Here is a 14,780-nt window from a genome sequence, read left to right as displayed (position 1 = left end):
CGCACCGTCCACCTCGACTAGGAGAAACGACCATGACCATCCCCGCCGTGCGCACCTTCGACAACCACACCCCGCTCGTCGACACCGAGCTGCTCCCCGGCCGCGGCACCGGCGTCAACGCCGCCCACCGGATGTACGAGCACCTCATCGGCATCTGGGCCACCGGCGTCATCGAGGCCGCCCACGACCTCGGCGCCTTCACCGCCCTGATCGCCGCCCCGGCCACCGCCGGCGAGCTCTCCAGCCGGCTCGGCACCGACCTGCGCGCCACCCGCGTCCTGCTGGACGGCCTGGCCGCCTACGACGTGGTCGAGCGCAGCCGCGCGGCGGACGGCCAGGCGGTCTACACCCTGCCACCGGAGATGCACGACGTCTTCGCCCCCGAGGGCCTGTACAGCCTGGTCGGCAAGATCCGGCACGACCGCAACGTCGCCTGGGGCGCCTGGCGCAACCTCGCCACCAACGTCCGTACCGGCGCCCGCAACTCCGAGGGCTCCCAGCAGCTCAACCAGATCTCCGAGGAGGACTACACCTCCCTCGTCCGCGGCATCAACTTCTGGGCCCCGCCGATCGCCGCCACCCTCGCCGACGCCCTCCGCGAGCAGGGCTGGACCGACGGCACCGGCCGCACCCTGCTCGACGTCGGCTGCGGCACCGGCATCTACAGCCAGCTGCTGCTCCAGGAGTTCAGCGGCCTCAACGCCCGGGCCCTGGACGCCGAGCGGATCGTCCCGATCGCCAACGCCCAGGCCCACCGCCTCGGCGTCGCCGAGCGCTTCAACCCGGAGATCGCCGACTTCTGGGCCGACGACTGGGGCACCGGCGTCGACGTCGCCCTCTTCGTCAACATCTTCCACCTCCAGACCCCCGAGTCGGCCCGCGAGCTCCTCCTGCGCTCCGCCAAGGCCCTCACCGAGGACGGCGTCATCGCCATCGCCGACCACATCGTCGACGAGGACAGCACCGACGGGAACACCCAGAACCGCTTCTTCCGCCTCTTCGCCGCCTCCATGCTCGCCACCGGCGGCGGTGACGCCTTCACCGTCCACGACTACGACCAGTGGCTCGCCGACGCCGGCCTGCGCCGGGTCGCCCTGCTCGACACCCCCATGCACCGCCTCCTCCTGGTCAAGCACGCCTGACCCACCCACCCCCCTCGACGGCCCCGACGCCCCGCGTCGGGGCCGTCGGGGTTCCCTCGCCCGGAGGCTCCCGTGACCGACCGCCCCGCCCTCTTCCGCACCGACCAGGACCTCACTCCCGAGGAGGTCGCCACCCTCACCGTCCTGCTCCTCCGGCACCGCGCCACCCGCACCGCGGGATCCGCCACCGCCCCGCCCACCCGGCGCACCGTCCGCTGGCACGACGTCTCCCTCCGCCCGCCCGTGCCCACCACCTCCTGGCAGATCGTCGCCTGACGCCCAACGGCCCCCGGCTCGCCGCCGGGGGCCGTGGCCGTCCTCTCCCACCTCACCCGATCAGATCCAAGGAGCCCGCCAAGTGCCCGGTCCCGATGAGGTCGTAGCCCCCGGCCAGCACCAGGAACAGCACCGCCGCCACCGCCACCACCGTGTAGTGCAGCCGGCCGAACACCCCCCACCAGCCCCGCGTCCAGGCGAGGACCGCGCAGACCACCGTCAGCAGGGTCAGCCCCAGGGCCCCGAGGTACATCGCCGGCACCACCGTCAGCAGCGCCGAATCGCCCAGGAACAGCGTCTGGTTGAGAGCGTTGGAGTCCGAGGTCAGCAGCGCGAAGCAGCCGGTCGCCACGACCAGCAGCAGCCCCGTCACCCACCCCAGCAGTCGTGCCGCCGGCGCCCCGGCCCGCCCCTTGCCCCGCACCGACCGCACCACCGCGGCGACCAGCCACCCGATCACCGTGAGCCCCAGCAGCACCAGGCTCCCGAGCGCCACCCGCTGGTGCAGTTCCGGCGCCTGGTACCAGGCCAGCGGCTGGTACGCGACGGTCGGGTCGCTGTCGGTCAGCATGGAGACGACGTCCCCGTCCCCGTTCAGCTCGAAGGCGATCCGGGCGCTCCCGCCCACCTGCTGGAACAGCCCCGGCTCCACCTGCTGCCACCGGGTCTCGTCCACCTGCGGATCCCGGCTCACCGGGCCGCTCACGACCAGCTCCGCGCCCCGCGCGGCCACGTGCACGGACCCCATCAGCGCCGACGCCCTGGTCAGGTTGGACTGACTGACCCGGGTCGACCGGTAGTCCCCGGTGAACTTCCCCAGGTCCCCGCCCACCACCGCCGCAGCGGCGGCGGCCGGGGCCGGGTAGAAGCGGTCCACGAAGGCGTTGAGCACCTGCTGCGTCGTCCATCCCCCGGTGGAGTCCTCCCCGTCCCCGTTGACGGTCACGTACAGCCCGACGCCCCGCTCCGGCAGCAGCGCCAGGTTGCTGTGGAATCCCGGCACGTCGCCGTCCTTGACCAGCAGCTGCTGCCCGTTGCGGTTGCGCTGTTCCAGCAGGTAGGCCATCCCGGGCATCCGCTGGTCGGGCCCGAAGTGCCGGGCGAGCAGCTGCGCGGTGCCGTCCCGGTCCAGGACCGAACGCCCCTCCAGGGAGCCGCCGTTCAGCAGGGCGAGCAGCAGCCGCCCCGTGTCGGTGACGGTGGTGACGGCGGCCGCGCCGGTCGGGGTGAGCGGCCCGTACAGGCCCTTGGTCTCGGTCTGGCCGTCGCCCTCGGGCCGGTAGCCGTGGGCGAGTTCGGCGTCGACGGCGGCCGGGTGGGGCTGGGTGAAGGTGGTGCGCTCCATGCCGAGCGGCTGCAGCACGTGCTGCGCGACGTACTGGTCGAAGGACTGTCCGGAGACCACCTCGACCAGGTAACCGGCGAGCGCGACGCCGTAGTTGTCGTACGCGGCGACCACCCCGGGCGCCCGGACCCGGTCCGGCTGGTGGGCGGCCAGCGCGTCGCCCAGGCTCCCGACGTGCTGCGGCCCGGCCTCGGCCAGCCCCATGAAGGTGTCGTCGAAGCCGCCGGTGTGGGTGAGCAGGTTCTCGACGGTGACCGGGTGTCCCGGGTAGCTGTCCTTGATCCTGAACGTGCCCAGGTAGGTGTTGACGTCCGCGTGCAGGTCCAACTTCCCGGCCCGGACCTGCTGGAGGACGGCGACGGCGGTGAACACCTTCGCGTCGGAGCCCATGAAGAACGCGGTCCGGTCGGGGTCGACGGCCTTGTGTCCGGGCACGTCGGAGACGCCGTAGCCGCCGGCGAAGACCTGCTTGCCGCCGGCCACCACGCTGACCGCCGCGCCGGGGATCTTGTGCTCGGCGAGCAGCTTCGGCACGATCTCGTCGAACAGCCGCTTCACCGATCCGGGGTCGGGTGGTGCCGTCGAGCCGCCCGCAGCCGCCGAACTCCCGCTGCCCGCCGTCGTGGTGGCCGCGTGGGCACGGTCCGGCGTGAGCCCGTACAGGAACAGGCCGATCGCCGCGAGCACCAGGACCAGTCGCACCCAGCCCCGCCGGACCAGCGGCCGGTTCCCCTCGACGCGTCGCACGCTCATGATGAACTCCCGTTCGATACAAGTGATTTGCGGAAGCTCCGGCGCCCTTGCGGCGGGCCGCTCCCCGACACCCGTAACACTAGGCCGGGCACCGTTTCCGGGACATGGCCTCTGGGCGTCGATCGGGGGGTGTACCCAGGTACCACCAACAGGGGTCCAGGGCCCAGTGATCGGAGCGGCGGCGGACGGCAGTCTGGATGTCGTCAGCAAGCAACGGGTAGGGATACCGGCCGCGAGGCCGTCACGGAAAGGGCCGAGCGGTCATGACCAGCAGCATCACCACGGGAGTTGTGAACAACGTGCAGAACACCGACACCACGGGCGGCCGCAGCCGGCGCAACCCGCTCGGCATGCTGGGCAACGCGGTCCGGTCCCTGCTGCGGGGCCCCGCGCTGGCCGCGTTCGCCGTGCCGCAGCTGCTGCTGCTGGTCGGCGCCTCGGTCGCCGCCTCGCTGATGGGCCTCGCGGTCGGCGCGCTGCTGGTGCCGCCCACGATCCTGGCGGTCCGCGGCCTGGCCGGGCTGCGGCGCCGGCTCGCCGCCCGCTGGGCCGGCGTCGAGATCCGTGACCCCTACCAGCCGCTGCCGGAGACCGCGCCCGGCCTCCAGGGGGCCTGGAAGCGCTGCCAGGCGATGCTGTCGGACCAGGCCACCTGGCGCGATCTGCTCTGGCTGCTGGTCGACCCGGTGATCGGCTTCACGGTGGCGCTGTTCCCGCTCCTGGTGGTCGGCTACGGCGTCTTCGGCCTGGTGCTGCCGCAGGTCTGGCAGTCGATCGCCGACAACGGCGGCAACACCTGGTACCTGTGGATCCACGTCACCGACTCGGGTGCCGCCGGCACCGCCGCCCTGTTCGGCGTCCCGGTGATGCTGGCCGGCCTGGCGCTCGCCCCGGCCGCCCTGCGCGGCCACACCGCGCTCGCCAAGGCGCTGCTGGGCCCGACCGCCCGGGCCGAGGCGCTGGCCGCCGAGCGCAAGGTCGCCCACCTCACCGAGACCCGACGCGACGCGCTGACCACTCAGGCCGCCGAACTGCGCCGGATCGAGCGGGACCTGCACGACGGTGCGCAGGCCCGGCTGGTGGCCATGGGCATGAACCTGGGCGTCGCCGAGCGGCTGGTCGAGCGTGACCCGGAGGCCGCCAAGCAGCTGCTCGCCGAGACCCGTCAGGCCTCCGCCTCCGCCCTGAACGAGCTGCGCGACCTGGTCCGCGGCATCCACCCGCCGGTGCTGGCCGACCGCGGCCTGGCCGACGCCGTCCGGGCCCTCGGCATGGACAGCCCGCTGAACGTGACGGTCTCCGCCGAACTGCCCGGCCGCCCCGAGGCCCCGGTCGAGTCCGCCGTCTACTTCGCGGTCTCCGAGGCGCTCACCAACGCCGCCAAGCACTCCGGTGCGAGCCACGTCGACGTCCAACTCTGGTACGAGAACGGCACCCTGAAGGCGCAGATCACGGACGACGGCACCGGCGGCGCCGACCCCTCGCGCGGCACCGGCCTGCGCGGCCTGGAGCGCCGGCTTGCTACCTTCGACGGAGTCCTGGCCGTCCGCAGCCCGCTCGGCGGCCCCACGACCCTGACGATGGAGCTGCCGTGCGAGTTGTACTCGCGGAGGACCTCTTCCTCCTGAGGGACGGCCTGGTCCGGATGCTGCAGGCCTACGACTTCGAGGTCGTGGCCGCGGTGGACACCGGACCGGACCTGTTGCAGGCCCTCCTCACCGAACGGCCGGACGTGGCAGTCGTCGACGTACGACTCCCCCCGACGTTCACCGACGAGGGCCTGCAGGCGGCTCTGGAAGCGCGCCGGCAGATCCCCGGTCTGCCGGTGCTCGTGCTTTCCCAGTACGTGGAGCAGCTCTACGCCAAGGAGTTGCTCGCCGACGGCAGCGGCGCGATCGGCTACCTGCTCAAGGACCGGGTCTTCGACCCCGACGAGTTCGTGGCCACGGTCCACCGGGTGGCGGCGGGCGGCACCGCGCTGGACCCGCAGGTGATCGCGATGCTGGTCAACAACACCAGCCGCAGCAAGCCGCTGGAGCGCCTGACCCCGCGGGAGCGCGAAGTCCTGGAACTCATGGCGGAGGGACGCTCGAACGGGGCCATCGCCGAGCGGATGGTGATCACCGAGCGGGCCGTGAAGAAGCACACCGCGAACATCTTCCTCAAGCTCGACCTGCCCCCCTCCGAGGAGGACCACCGCCGGGTCCTGGCCGTCCTGGCCTTCCTCCAGGTCGCCCCCTGACCCAGCCGGATCCGCCCCGGCCCCGCGCGGCGGCCCGCTCAGACCCTGCGCCCGGTGTGCACCGTCATCGCCGACAGGTAGAAGGCGTCCGCCCGCCGCAGGATCCCGGTCGGCGCGTCCTCGTCGATCAGCGCCTCCAGGGTCGCCCGGTCCCGCGGGTCGATCGCCTCGGCCAGCTGGTCGTGGCGCCGGACCAGCTGGGTGTGCAGGTACTCGCGGACCGGGCGGGCCAGCGGCGCCGGGTGGTCGACCAGGAAGGTCCGGGTGCCGCTGGGTTCGAGTCCGGCCCGCCGGAGCATGGCCGGCCAGTCCTCGATCTCCTCGGTGGCGTCGGGCAGTTCGGCCCGCATGGCGGCGAAGCCGTCCTCGTGGGCGGCGTCCAGCCGGGCCTGGAAGCCGGGCCGGCCGAGGCCGAAGTCGCGGGGCAGGAAGCGCGGCGGCAGCCCGCTCTCCGCGACGGCGAGCAGGCCGCCGGGGCGCAGCCGTCCGGCCAGCGCGGTGAGCGCGGCCTGCTGGTCGCCGAGGTGGTGGATCGCGTTGCCGGACCAGATCAGGTCGGCCTCGCCGAGCTTGTCGAACTCGGCGGGCAGGTCGGCCTGTCGGGTGGCCAGCCGGCCGCCGGAGCGGGTCCGGGCGCGCTCCAGCAGGGCGGCCGACCGGTCGACGGCGACCACCTCGGCGGCCGGGAAGACGGCCGCGAGCTGCTGGGCGATCACCCCGGGCCCGGCGCCGACGTCGAGGACCCGGCGGACCGTACCGCCCCCGGCGAGGCCGGACAGCCACTGCCCGGCCGCGGTGACGGCGTCGGCCCGCAGGTCGGCCTCCCGCTCCAGGTGCGCCGCGAGCGCGTCCCAGTCGAGGTCGGCGGCGGGCACCTGGCCGTGGCCGTGGCCGTGCCAGTGCTGCCCGTGCTGCGGGTGCTGGTGCTGGTGTGCAGACATGGTGTTGCCTCTCCGGTGAAGGGGTCGGTGGGTCGGTGGTGGCTTCCCCGCTCAGGTCGTCGCCTTCTCGCGCATCGTCGCTCACCTCCACCGCCAGGCTGCGACCGACCATCCCGTGTCGGCAAGCTTTGTTGCCATCTCAGCAAACACCTCCCTCCCGTCCCCGCCCCGCTCACGCCCCGGTCCGCCGCCAGTACGAGCGGGTGGCCACCGCCAGCGCCACCCCGTACCCGGCGAAGGCGCACATCCCGACCCACCCGATCTGCATCGCCTGCTCCGGCGTCCCCAGCGCGCCCACGCGCATCCCGATCACCCCGGCCGCGCACAGCGACAGGTAGCCGATCCCGAGCAGCCCGTACGGCGCCAGCGTGACCGCGCCGATCAGCGCCGGGGTGAGCGGCAGCCAGCGCGGTACCGGCCGGCCGCGCAGCGGCAGGGTCCAGCGCGGGAACACCTGCCCCCACGGCCGCACCAGCCCCCACAGCAGGAACACCCCGACCGCCGCCAGCAGCACGGTGCCGTCCAGCCCCCAGCGCTCCAGGGCGAGCCAGAGCCCCGAGGAGCCGTTGCGCACGTAGTCGGCGTACATCCGGTCGCCGCTGATCCCCGCGAAGCTGCCGCCGAAGGCCCAGACCAGCTTCATCACCACGTACGGCACGAAGGCCAAGGTCCCCGCCCAGGCGGCGAGTTGGACGGCGGCCGGGGCCGCCGAGGGCGGCGGCCGGAAGGCCGCCCGAACCGGGACCGGCCCCCGGGCCCGCGCGGTGCGCGCCAGCAGCAGCGCCCCGGCCGCCGCCAGCACCTTGTGCACCGCGTCCGGGACGCTGTCCACGGCCTGCCCGAACAGCAGCGTCACCACGTCCATCAGCAGGCTCCAGGACGCCACCGCGGCCAGCCCGCACAGCAGCCAGAGCCCCCCGGTCAGCCACCGCCCCGGCCGCCCCCGCGCCGCCGCCCACCCCGCGCCGACCGCCACCGCCCCGACCCCGGCGACCGCCCACCCGACCCAGCCGGTCCCCCACAGCGCCGTCCCGCTCAGCCCGCAGCCCGCCCCGAACCCCGCGTACCCGAGGCCCCAGCCGACCACCGCCCGACCGTCCCGCACCCACTCCCCGATCACCATGGCCCCAGGCTCACCCGCCCGTCCCGGCCCCGGCCTCCCCCGGCATGACCATCCCCCTCCCCCCGCCGGGGGATCTCCGCGCCTTCGAGCGCGCTCCCACTCCTGGCCTCTGAGCCACCACCCCGCACCGAGCCGCTACACGCTGCATTACGCCGCAATACAATGGCTCCCATGAAGACCATCACGCAGCGCGAACTCGCGGCGCGGTCCAAGGCCGTACTCGACGACGTCGAAGCCGGAGAGATCTACCACGTCACCCGAAACGGCACCGAGATCGCCGAGGTCCGGCCGATCAGCAGTCGCCGCCGGTTCGTCCCCGTCGAAGAGCTCCAACGGAAGTGGCAGAACGCACCCGTGATCGACGCAGCAGAGATGCGTGCCGAAGCCGATGCCTTCTACGGCGACGAGGACCGGGTCGGCGACGACGACCCGTGGGAGCAGGCGTGACCGGGCGACACCAACGCGGGCTGCTCGACACCGGCGTCGTGATCGACCTGCCTCGGATCGACCCGCGGCTCCTGCCGGTCGAAGCCGCAGTGGCATCCATCGTGCTGGCCGAACTCACCCAAGGCGTCGCGATGGCCAAGGATCCCGTGCAGGTGCTGGCCAGGGCACAGCGGCTCGCGGACGTGGAGGCGGAGTTCACCGCGCTCCCGTTCGACCGGGAGGCAGCTCGGAGGTTCGGCACGCTGACCGCGCTCACCATCCAGGCCAAGCGCGATCCCCGGCCTCGCCGCATGGATCTGATGATCGCGGCAACGGCGGCCGCCCACGGCTTGCCGCTCTACACCCGGAACGCGGACGACTTCATCGGCCTGGAGCAGGGCGTCGAGGTCATCGGGCTCTGACGTCCGGCGGCCCGACCGTCCGAGCCGCCGGAGCCACCCGATCCGCACCCGCCGGCCCTACCCCCGCGGCGCGGCGAAGCAGTGCACGTCGACCGTGCGGCCGGAGGCCCAGCGCTGTTCGCCGCTGCCGAGCAGGGTCCAGCCGAGGCGGCGGTAGAGGGCCAGGGCGGCGGTGTCGGTGGCGAGCACGTCGAGCACGGGGTGCAGGCCGAGGGTCCGGGCGTGCACCACGGCGTGGGCGAGCAGCCCGGTGCCGGCCCCGCGGCCGCGGGCGGCCGGGGCCACGTACAGGCGGCCGATCAGGGCGGTGAGCTCCGGTCTGCCGCCGGTGCGCAGGCTCCACAGCCCGGGGGCGAGGTCGCCGGGGCCGCTGCGGACCAGGCCGACGTGGCCGACGATCCGGCCGTCCGCCTCGGCGACCCAGGCGGCCAGCAGGCCGTCCGGGCTCAGCCAGGCGGCGGGCCGCTCGGGCCACTCGGCGGGGTAGCCGTCGGTGGTGTGGACGTCGCCCAGGGCCCGTACGCAGTCGGCGAGATCGGCGGCGCGGCGCCGGCGGACGCCCACCCCCGCACCGGTCTGCCGGGGGCCGGACGCGACGACATTGGCGCGTTCTTCAAGGTCAGCCATGCCGGTACGTTACCGGCCGGCCCTCACCGCCGCAGCAGGTCGACCACCCCGGTGAGGTCCTCGGCGCCGCTGCCGAGCGCCAACCGGTGTTCCATCAGCCGGAAGTACGGGGACAGCAGTTCGACGCTCACCCCCTGCTCCTCGGCGGTGCGCAGCAGCGTCCCCTTGCCCGCGACCTGCATCGCCAGGTTGGAGACCACGCCGGTGGTGTGGTCCCCGCTCTCCAGCTGCGCCGCCGTCCGTTCGACCGACCCGGCCATCGCGGTCAGCCAGTCCCGCAGCAGCGGCGCCAGCTCCCCCGGCGCCACCGCCTCGCCCCGGACCAGCGCGAAAGCGTGAGCGATCCCGGCGAACATCCCGTACATCGCGCTGAGCAGCGCCACGTCGTGCAGCGCCGCGTGCCCGGCGTCCGCGCCGACGTACCGGGCCCCGGCCGGGGCGGTCAGCGCGTCCCGGTGCTCCGCGAAGAGGTCCGCCGAGCCGCTGTAGAAGACGTACGCCCCGGCCGCCGGGACGCCGATCATCGGCGGGACGGCCATGATCCCGCCGTCCAGGTAGCGGGCCCCGCGCGCCTCGGCCCGGGCGGCCCGGGCGCGGGCCTGGCCGGGGGTGCTGGTGACCAGGTCGACCAGGTCCTTCCCGGCCAGCTCGACCCCGTCCAGCGCCTGTTCGACGGAGTCGTCGTCGAGCAGGCAGACCACCACCAGCCGCCCGGCGGCGATGGCCTCGGCGGCGCTGGCCGCCACCACGGCTCCCTCGGCGGCGAGCGGTTCGGCGCGGGCGGCGGTGCGGTTCCAGACGGTCAGCGGGTGCCCGGCGGCGAGCCAGGCGCGGGCCAGCGCGGTGCCCATCGCGCCGAGGCCGAGCAGGGTGACGTGGGTCTTGGGCGAGGTCTCAACTGTGTTCTGTGCCATGCCGATCAGCCTCGGCCCGGCCGCATCCGTGATCAAGTACGCACTTCGGAGTGGGTGGTTACCCTGGGGTGAGCGACGAGGTCGGAAGGGGTGGGCATGGCGACCGTGCCGAGGCCGGGGGCGCACGTCTGCGGGATCGACGCCGCGATGGACGTGATCGGCGGCAAGTGGAAGGTGCTGATCCTGTGGGCCCTCGGCGAGCGACCGCACTGCCGCTTCGGCGAGCTGCGCCGGCTGGTGCCGGGGATCACCGAGAAGGTGCTGGCCGCCCACCTGCGCGAACTGGAGGCGGACGGCATCGTGCGCCGGGAGGCCCATGACGAGGTGCCGCCCCGGGTCGAGTACGCGCTGACCGACGCGGGACGGCGGCTGAACGCGGCCCTGGCCCCGCTGGGCGCCTGGGGCCGGGACCACGTCCTGAACCGGTGACTCAGTGCTCCTCCGCCACCAGGTGGTCGACGCAGGCCGCGATCGCGAGCAGCAGCCCGGTGTCCGCCCCGTCGGCGACCTCCACCCCGTAGGTGTCACGGACCCGGAACCACTTGCGGGAGATCCGGGCGAGCTGGTCGCCGTGGTGGTTCTCGACCCGGTAGTCCTTGTCGATCAGGTTGCCATGGATCCTGAGCTCGCCGCCGGAGGCCAGCTCCACCAGGTACTTGTCGCGGAACGGGGTGAACAGCTTCTCCCGTACGGTCGCGACCACTTCGCCGTCGGCGTCCTCGATCTTCATCGCGTCGCGGACGGTCAGCATCTTCTCCTTCACCACCGCGACCACGTGCCCGTGCGCGTCCTTGAGCTCGAAGGTGTGCCGCAGCCGCAGCACCTTGCCGTCCACCAGGTAGGCCTTGTGCCCCCGGTCGTCCTCGATCCAGTAGTCGTCACCGACCGCGAACAGCTTCTCCCTGACCAGGTACCGCACGTGGGCCTCCTCCGTCGTCGGACTCGAACCACCCATTCGACCCTCCCCCGCACCCGCCGGGAAGCACCGCCGCGCCGAGCCCACCACCGCCTCCACACCACCCGCTTGAATACCGCCATGCTGATCACCCCCCTGCACAGCGAGCACCTCGACCTCCTCCCCCTCGCCCCCGAGCACGCCGACGAACTCGCCGCCGCCCTCGCCGACCCGGCCCTGCACGCCTTCACCGGCGGCAGCCCCGCCACCCCCGCGCAGTGGCACGCCCGCTGCACCCGGCTCGCCGCCGGCTCCCCCGACCCGGCCGAGGTCTGGGGCAACTGGGTGCTGCGGCTGCGCGCCGACGGCGCCCTGACCGGCTACGTCCAGGCCACCGTCCACCCCGCGGCCGCCGAGGCCGAACTCGCCTGGGTGGTCGGCACCCCCTGGCAGGGCCGCGGCCTGGCCACCGAGGCCGCCCGCACCCTGCTCGCCCACCTCACCGCCGCCGGCATCACCACCGCCGTCGCCCACGTCCACCCCGACCACCACGCCTCCGCCCGCATCGCCCGCGCCCTCGGCCTGCACCCCACCCCGCACACCGTGGACGGCGAAATCCGCTGGCAGGCCGATCTTCCGCACCCGTAGCATCCGAGCGGACCCCGCCCGGCAGCCCCAGGAGCACCCCGTGTCCGTCGACGCCGACCTCCACCTGCGCTGGCCCGCGGGCCGCGCCCCCACCACCGGCGAACTGGCCGCCCTGCTCGGCCTCCGGTACGGGGCGGACGGCGGGCCCTGGGGCGAGGCCACCGCCCCGGACGGCGGCAGCACCATGCGGGTCCGCCTCTCCACCGACCCCGCCGACCTCCTCGGCCCCCGCCCCGGCCGCGCCGCCGAACACCGCTACGACCACTGGCTGGTCCTCACCCCCGCCCGGCGCGAGCCCCACCCGCTGGACACCTACGCGGTGCTCCGCGCCCACGCCCGCGAGACGGTCGCCCTGCTGCGCCGCCACGGCCTGGTGGAGGCCGCCTTCGGCATCGACTCCTCCGGCGCCGACGGCTACTGGACGGCCGCCCGCACCCTCCTCGGCCCGGAGCCCGCAGACGTCGACCTGACCCTCTGGTGGGGCACCGAGACCCCCACCACCCCGGCCACCCCCACCGCCCCCTTCCCGGCCCCGGGCCCCGACGGGATCACCCGCGCCCTCACCGCCCGCGCCGCCGAACTCCCCACCCAGCACACCACCCGCTACACCGCCCGCCGAGTCACCCCCGACCAGCTCGACGCCTTCGCCGACCACCTCACCGCCACCCTCACCCGCCCCGGCGAACAGATCGACCTCGCCCTCTGGCTCGGCCCCCACCTCCTCCGCCACCAGACCGCCACCCAACCCACCACCGACCTCCGCCTCCTCCCCTGACCCCACCCCCAACCCCCCAACCCCAACCCCAACCCACTCACACCAACCACCCCCACCACCCACCTCCCCCCACCCGACCAAGGCGAGAGGGACGCGCTGCGGGAGGGGGCGGTGGAGGGGGTGGGTGCGGAAGGGGCCGTGACGGGTGATTTTCAGACCGCCAACGGCGCCCAACACCCCCCGATGAGGGTCGGCGGTCTGAAAATCATCCAGCCCCCGGAGCGCCCACCCCCGGAACCGCCCCCGGACCCACCCACCCTCCCGAAAGCCCACCCCCACACCCCAGCCCCGCGCAGCGGCCCCCCACCCCCGGAACACCCCCGCCCCCGATGGGGTTGGATACACCCATGGCATCTCGTGCACGCGTACGCGCCCCCGAACTGGTCGGGGCAGGCGGCTGGCTGAACACCGGCGGCAAGGACCTCACCCTCGCCGACTTCCGGGGCAAGATCACCGTCCTGGACTTCTGGACCTTCTGCTGCATCAACTGTCTGCACGTCCTGGACGAACTCCGCGAGCTGGAGGAGCGGCACCGCGACACCGTGGTGATCGTCGGGGTGCACTCGCCCAAGTTCGTGCACGAGGCCGACCACCAGGCCGTGGTGGACGCCGTCGCCCGGTACGAGGTGCACCACCCGGTGCTGGACGACCCGGCGCTGGCGACCTGGAAGCAGTACGCCGTGCGGGCCTGGCCGACGCTCGTGGTGATCGACCCCGAGGGCTACGTGGTGGCCCAGCACGCCGGTGAGGGCCACGCGCACGCGATCGCCCGGCTGGTGGCCGAGCTGGAGGCGGAGCACGAGGCCAAGGGCACGCTGCGGCGCGGCGACGGCCCGTACGTGCCGCCGGAGCCGAGCAGCGAGGACCTCAAGTTCCCCGGCAAGGCGGTGCGGCTGCCGAACGGCCACTTCCTGGTGGCCGACTCCGGCCACCACTCGCTGGTCGAGCTGGCCGAGGACGGCGAGACGGTGGTGCGCCGGATCGGCGACGGGCAGCGCGGCCTGGTGGACGGCACCAGCCCGCGGTTCAGCGAGCCGCAGGGCCTGGCGCTGCTGCCGGAGGGCCACGACTACGACGTGGTCGTCGCGGACACCGTGAACCACGCGCTGCGCGGCGTGCGGCTGGCCGACGGCAGCGTGACCACCCTGGCGGGCACCGGCCGCCAGTGGTGGCAGGGCTCGCCGACCGAGGGCCCGGCCCGCGAGGTGGACCTCTCCTCGCCGTGGGACGTCGCCTGGTTCGACGGCAAGGTGTGGATCGCGATGGCGGGCGTGCACCAGCTGTGGGCGTACGACCCGGCGGCCGGCACGGTCGGCGTGGCGGCCGGCACCACCAACGAGGGCCTGGTGGACGGCCCGGTCGCCGAGGCCTGGTTCGCCCAGCCGTCCGGCCTCGCGGTCTCCGCGGACGGCGAGCGGCTCTGGGTCGCCGACTCGGAGACCTCCGCGCTGCGCTTCGTTTCACGTGAAACGGGGACGGTCGAAACGGCGGTCGGGACCGGCCTGTTCGACTTCGGCCACCGGGACGGCGCCGCCGACCAGGCCCTGTTCCAGCACCCGCTGGGCGTCACCGTGCTGCCGGACGGCTCGGTGGCCGTCAGCGACACCTACAACCACGCGCTGCGCCGCTTCGACCCGGCAAGCGGCGAGGTCACCACCCTGGCCACCGACCTGCGGGAGCCCTCCGGGGCGGTGCTGGTCGACGGCGACATCGTGGTGGTCGAGTCGGCCCGGCACCGGCTGACCAGGCTGCGGCTGCCGGAGGAGGCGGTGCGGGTGGAGTCGGTGGCGCACCGCACCCGGCGCGCGGCCACCGAGGTCGCCCCGGGCGCCCTGCGGCTGGACGTGGTGTTCGAGGCGCCGAGCGGCCAGAAGCTGGACGAGCGCTACGGCCCGTCCACCCGGCTGCTGGTCAGCTCGACCCCGCCGGAGCTGCTGGTCTCCGGTGCGGGCGCGGACTCCGCCCTCTCCCGCGAGCTGGTGCTCTCCGCCGAGGTGACCGAGGGCGTGCTGCACGTCTCGGCGATGGCCGCCTCCTGCGACGACGACCCGGAGATCGAGTACCCGGCCTGCCACGTGCACCAGCAGGACTGGGGCGTGCCGGTGAAGCTGGTCGCCGACGGCGTGCGCCGCCTCCCGCTGGTCCTGGCGGGCATGGAGTAGCCGGGCGAGGGGGGGGGGGGGGGGGGGGGGGGGGGGAAGGGGGAGAGAATAGCCCCCACCCCCCCCTCCCGCCCCCCCCCACACCCCCC

16 protein-coding genes are annotated in these 14,780 nt (G+C 74.2%); 10 read left to right on the top strand and 6 right to left on the bottom strand.

Annotated features, from left to right (window positions below; genetic code table 11):
* Positions 1-32 precede the first annotated feature (32 nt).
* Positions 33-1,142 (top strand): class I SAM-dependent methyltransferase, encoded by a 1,110-nt coding sequence (locus ACZ58X_RS38730; protein ID WP_470338260.1) that lies wholly within the window; start codon positions 33-35, stop codon positions 1,140-1,142.
* 72 nt (positions 1,143-1,214) lie between these two features.
* The gene (locus ACZ58X_RS38725; RefSeq protein WP_470338259.1) at positions 1,215-1,418 is read left to right on the top strand and encodes a hypothetical protein; all 204 of its coding nucleotides are present in this window, start codon (positions 1,215-1,217) and stop codon (positions 1,416-1,418) included.
* A 52-nt stretch (positions 1,419-1,470) separates the two neighbouring features.
* Here the strand turns inward: ACZ58X_RS38725 and ACZ58X_RS38720 are convergent, their stop codons facing one another.
* On the bottom strand, positions 1,471-3,516 hold the full coding sequence (locus ACZ58X_RS38720; protein WP_470338258.1) for a serine hydrolase domain-containing protein: 2,046 nt from the start codon (positions 3,514-3,516) through the stop codon (positions 1,471-1,473).
* A gap of 263 nt (positions 3,517-3,779) precedes the next feature.
* Here ACZ58X_RS38720 and ACZ58X_RS38715 point away from each other — a divergent pair, with 263 nt between their 5' ends.
* Together ACZ58X_RS38715 and ACZ58X_RS38710 are read left to right on the top strand one after the other, a co-directional pair.
* Positions 3,780-5,144, top strand: coding sequence for a sensor histidine kinase (locus tag ACZ58X_RS38715; protein WP_470338257.1), 1,365 nt, complete (start codon positions 3,780-3,782; stop codon positions 5,142-5,144).
* Complete coding sequence (locus ACZ58X_RS38710) at positions 5,108-5,758, top strand: LuxR C-terminal-related transcriptional regulator (protein ID WP_470338256.1); 651 nt, start codon at positions 5,108-5,110, stop codon at positions 5,756-5,758. Before ACZ58X_RS38715 ends, ACZ58X_RS38710 begins: the two co-directional genes overlap by 37 nt.
* Before the next feature lie 38 nt (positions 5,759-5,796).
* Here the strand turns inward: ACZ58X_RS38710 and ACZ58X_RS38705 are convergent, their stop codons facing one another.
* Positions 5,797-6,699 (bottom strand): class I SAM-dependent methyltransferase, encoded by a 903-nt coding sequence (locus tag ACZ58X_RS38705; protein WP_470338255.1) that lies wholly within the window; start codon positions 6,697-6,699, stop codon positions 5,797-5,799.
* A gap of 172 nt (positions 6,700-6,871) precedes the next feature.
* Entirely contained in the window at positions 6,872-7,822 is a 951-nt protein-coding gene (locus ACZ58X_RS38700; RefSeq protein WP_470338254.1) for a hypothetical protein, read from the bottom strand.
* Positions 7,823-7,993: 171 nt separating this feature from the next.
* Here ACZ58X_RS38700 and ACZ58X_RS38695 point away from each other — a divergent pair, with 171 nt between their 5' ends.
* Both ACZ58X_RS38695 and ACZ58X_RS38690 read left to right on the top strand, forming a co-directional pair.
* Positions 7,994-8,269 (top strand): type II toxin-antitoxin system Phd/YefM family antitoxin, encoded by a 276-nt coding sequence (locus ACZ58X_RS38695; RefSeq protein ID WP_470338253.1) that lies wholly within the window; start codon positions 7,994-7,996, stop codon positions 8,267-8,269.
* Positions 8,266-8,670 carry a PIN domain-containing protein gene (locus tag ACZ58X_RS38690; RefSeq protein WP_470338252.1) on the top strand — a complete coding sequence of 135 codons (405 nt, stop codon included), beginning with the start codon at positions 8,266-8,268 and terminating at the stop codon, positions 8,668-8,670. The genes ACZ58X_RS38695 and ACZ58X_RS38690 overlap by 4 nt, the downstream gene beginning before the upstream one ends.
* A gap of 57 nt (positions 8,671-8,727) precedes the next feature.
* Here ACZ58X_RS38690 and ACZ58X_RS38685 read toward each other — a convergent pair whose 3' ends face one another.
* Together ACZ58X_RS38685 and ACZ58X_RS38680 are read right to left on the bottom strand one after the other, a co-directional pair.
* Positions 8,728-9,297, bottom strand: coding sequence for a GNAT family N-acetyltransferase (locus tag ACZ58X_RS38685; protein WP_470338251.1), 570 nt, complete (start codon positions 9,295-9,297; stop codon positions 8,728-8,730).
* Positions 9,298-9,320: 23 nt separating this feature from the next.
* Positions 9,321-10,211 carry an NAD(P)-dependent oxidoreductase gene (locus tag ACZ58X_RS38680; protein ID WP_470338250.1) on the bottom strand — a complete coding sequence of 297 codons (891 nt, stop codon included), beginning with the start codon at positions 10,209-10,211 and terminating at the stop codon, positions 9,321-9,323.
* Between the two features lie 96 nt (positions 10,212-10,307).
* Between ACZ58X_RS38680 and ACZ58X_RS38675 the strand changes: the two genes are divergently transcribed.
* Entirely contained in the window at positions 10,308-10,640 is a 333-nt protein-coding gene (locus tag ACZ58X_RS38675; protein ID WP_470338249.1) for a winged helix-turn-helix transcriptional regulator, read from the top strand.
* Between the two features lies 1 nt (position 10,641).
* On the opposite strand, the gene ACZ58X_RS38670 is transcribed toward ACZ58X_RS38675, so the two are convergent.
* A complete protein-coding gene (locus ACZ58X_RS38670; protein ID WP_470338271.1) occupies positions 10,642-11,130 on the bottom strand; it encodes an LURP-one-related/scramblase family protein in 489 nt (162 codons plus the stop codon).
* Positions 11,131-11,247: 117 nt separating this feature from the next.
* Here ACZ58X_RS38670 and ACZ58X_RS38665 point away from each other — a divergent pair, with 117 nt between their 5' ends.
* The 3 genes from ACZ58X_RS38665 to ACZ58X_RS38655 all read left to right on the top strand — a co-directional run bounded on the left by ACZ58X_RS38665 (position 11,248) and on the right by ACZ58X_RS38655 (position 14,691).
* Positions 11,248-11,754, top strand: a complete 507-nt coding sequence (locus ACZ58X_RS38665; RefSeq protein ID WP_470338248.1) for a GNAT family N-acetyltransferase — start codon at positions 11,248-11,250, stop codon at positions 11,752-11,754.
* Between the two features lie 40 nt (positions 11,755-11,794).
* Positions 11,795-12,529, top strand: a complete 735-nt coding sequence (locus ACZ58X_RS38660) for a hypothetical protein (protein ID WP_470338247.1) — start codon at positions 11,795-11,797, stop codon at positions 12,527-12,529.
* A gap of 347 nt (positions 12,530-12,876) precedes the next feature.
* Positions 12,877-14,691 (top strand): NHL domain-containing thioredoxin family protein, encoded by a 1,815-nt coding sequence (locus ACZ58X_RS38655; RefSeq protein WP_470338246.1) that lies wholly within the window; start codon positions 12,877-12,879, stop codon positions 14,689-14,691.
* The last annotated feature ends 89 nt before the right edge of the window (positions 14,692-14,780 follow it).

It is taken from the genome of Kitasatospora sp. NPDC040550, from assembly GCF_055594965.1.
Note: the sequence above shows the minus strand (reverse complement) of the source record. Positions and strands in the feature narration are given on the sequence as shown.

What these genes read in the sequence shown, in the direction of transcription:
- ACZ58X_RS38680 (WP_470338250.1), bottom strand. Translation starts at nt 10,211, where the DNA reads ATGGCACAGAACACAGTTGAGACCTCGCCCAAGACCCACGTCACCCTG.
- ACZ58X_RS38655 (WP_470338246.1), top strand. Translation starts at nt 12,877, where the DNA reads ATGGCATCTCGTGCACGCGTACGCGCCCCCGAACTGGTCGGGGCAGGC.
- ACZ58X_RS38695 (WP_470338253.1), top strand. Translation starts at nt 7,994, where the DNA reads ATGAAGACCATCACGCAGCGCGAACTCGCGGCGCGGTCCAAGGCCGTA.
- ACZ58X_RS38665 (WP_470338248.1), top strand. Translation starts at nt 11,248, where the DNA reads ATGCTGATCACCCCCCTGCACAGCGAGCACCTCGACCTCCTCCCCCTC.
- ACZ58X_RS38675 (WP_470338249.1), top strand. Translation starts at nt 10,308, where the DNA reads ATGGCGACCGTGCCGAGGCCGGGGGCGCACGTCTGCGGGATCGACGCC.
- ACZ58X_RS38730 (WP_470338260.1), top strand. Translation starts at nt 33, where the DNA reads ATGACCATCCCCGCCGTGCGCACCTTCGACAACCACACCCCGCTCGTC.
- ACZ58X_RS38685 (WP_470338251.1), bottom strand. Translation starts at nt 9,297, where the DNA reads ATGGCTGACCTTGAAGAACGCGCCAATGTCGTCGCGTCCGGCCCCCGG.
- ACZ58X_RS38720 (WP_470338258.1), bottom strand. Translation starts at nt 3,516, where the DNA reads ATGAGCGTGCGACGCGTCGAGGGGAACCGGCCGCTGGTCCGGCGGGGC.
- ACZ58X_RS38705 (WP_470338255.1), bottom strand. Translation starts at nt 6,699, where the DNA reads ATGTCTGCACACCAGCACCAGCACCCGCAGCACGGGCAGCACTGGCAC.
- ACZ58X_RS38700 (WP_470338254.1), bottom strand. Translation starts at nt 7,822, where the DNA reads ATGGTGATCGGGGAGTGGGTGCGGGACGGTCGGGCGGTGGTCGGCTGG.
- ACZ58X_RS38715 (WP_470338257.1), top strand. Translation starts at nt 3,780, where the DNA reads ATGACCAGCAGCATCACCACGGGAGTTGTGAACAACGTGCAGAACACC.